Source organism: Micromonospora sp. ALFpr18c, from assembly GCF_008868155.1.
Taxonomy (GTDB): domain Bacteria; phylum Actinomycetota; class Actinomycetes; order Mycobacteriales; family Micromonosporaceae; genus Micromonospora.
In genome coordinates this window covers 1-1958 of sequence record NZ_WBKR01000370.1, presented here as the reverse complement: position 1 = coordinate 1958, position 1958 = coordinate 1, and the positions used below count along the sequence as shown (strand labels likewise).

Here is a 1958-nt window from a genome sequence, read left to right as displayed (position 1 = left end):
CGCGATCGGCTGGCACCGCATCAACGGCGACACCAACATCGCCCGCGCCAACCGCCGCTCCGACCGCCGATCACACGACCTCATCGACGCCGTGACCAGCAGTTACACCAACACGCAATGACCCTGGCGCGGGACCACGTTGCGCACGCTTCCTCAATCTCACCCTGCCGGGCCTGCACCGCTCCCAGGTAACCAAGCGTGACGGCGTGGGTTCGGGTGAAGGCTGCCGCCTTGCGTGTCCTGACACTGCGGCGGAAATGACTTGTCGCGCCGCCTAGGTCGCCGGTGTCACGTAACGCGCATGCCGTCTCGTGCGCGAGGCTGGCCTCAGCGAAGAAGAAGACTCGTCCGGGCTCGTCGTCTCCCTGCGCGGCGGCAAGGTCGTCCTCTGCTCGGAGCAGCGCGCGGGCGGAGCTTTGGGTCTCGCCATTCACTGCTAGAGCGCGAGCATGGACCACCCCGATGAGGGCACGCTCCCGTGGAGCAGCCGTCTCGTAGCGGTCGCCGTGCACCGAGGCATTGGCGAGATCGAGAGCGTGCTTGTGGTGCCCCAGGTCGATCGCCTGGTGTGCCATCGCCCGGAGGACGTGGCCCGCCATTGCCGGGTTGTCGGCTTCGGCAGCTAACTTCACTGCGACGGTGAAATAGTGCTGCGCGACGTTGTGCTCGCCATTGTCGAACGCCATCCATCCTGCAAGGTACGAAAGCTCGCTGGCCGCACTGAACATGTCGCGTCTCAGCTTTTCGTCTACGTAGCGTCCGCATAGGTAACTCGCAACGTCTGAGCTGAGATATTGGACCACTGCTGACCGGGCGTGCCCGCCGCCTCGGCGCTGGTCGACGCGCGAGAACAGCGACACCATGTCCTGTACCGCGTCAACGTCGCCTTTGCCTACGGTCATGCTGGCGACTCTCCCGAGTTCGGTCAGCGCGGCCAGCGTATCGACTCGCCACCCAAGCATGTCCGATGAGGACAGCAGTGGAGTCGGTAGACCGATGTCCTCCAAGGTCAGCGCGCGTCCGAGCTTGCGTGACAACGCTTCGCAGAGCAGCACGGGTGCTCGTCCAGAGGGCTTCGAGCCGGCGATCCAGTGCGAGACGTGGGAACGGCCGACCCCGGTCAACTCGTCCACGTTGCTCTCCTGAGCGACGCGGACCAGTGCTCGTGCCACCTCGGCATGGGACATCCCAGCTTCCGCGATCACGGCTGCGAGCTTGGCGTTGCCGGGTCCCGCTTGCGGCACTGTGTACCCCCGCATAGAAGTCGATCTTTCACCACGTTCACCGCTTCGACGTGCGTCACAGAGTACCTAACGGCGGTGATTTGCGATTCGCTGTAGGTACGCAAGACGACGACGAATCGGCAAATTGATTAGCCCTGCGTCGCGTCGGTCTTGTGTGGCTGAAATCTGGACGGAATCCCCATTGCTACGAGCGGTGTGCGCCGTAGTGGTGGGTGACGGGCAGGGTGCGCCGCGTGGACGAGAGGTTGTTACTCATGCGGCGTCGCCCTGCCCCCTCGGGAGGTGAAATCGCGTGACTACTTACTCCGGCGGCGGGCAGATCGACAGGGCACAACTGGTTTTGGATCGGCACACGGTTTTGAGCGCCAACGGTTGTTGCGCCGGCTGCGGAAAGTCGGGGTCATGCCCGCAACGCGAAGACGCCGTTCGAGTATTCCGCCGCTCACTGCGTCTACCCAGGCGGAACCCGGGAGCGACACGCCCTGAGCTGATCAACGCGCGTCGGGTCGGCGGCCCTGCACTCTTCGGCGCATCGTCTCGTGCCGTCGTCGGGGGCGCCGTGAACACCCCACCCTGGGGAAGCAGTGGGCGAGTTCAGGCGGTCGTAGCATTTGATCTTGGTGGGTCGGTGGGACAGGATTCCCGCTGTGCGCAACATGTTGACCTTGACCGATCGTGAGGAGATCTCCCGTGGCCTGGCTGAGGGTCTGGAAT

General features: G+C 64.4%; 1 protein-coding gene. It reads right to left on the bottom strand.

What is annotated here, in order from left to right:
* Nucleotides 1-80: 80 nt before the first annotated feature.
* Nucleotides 81-1205, bottom strand: coding sequence for a Tat pathway signal protein (locus F8271_RS31130; protein ID WP_192580547.1), 1125 nt, complete (start codon nt 1203-1205; stop codon nt 81-83).
* Nucleotides 1206-1958 lie beyond the last annotated feature (753 nt).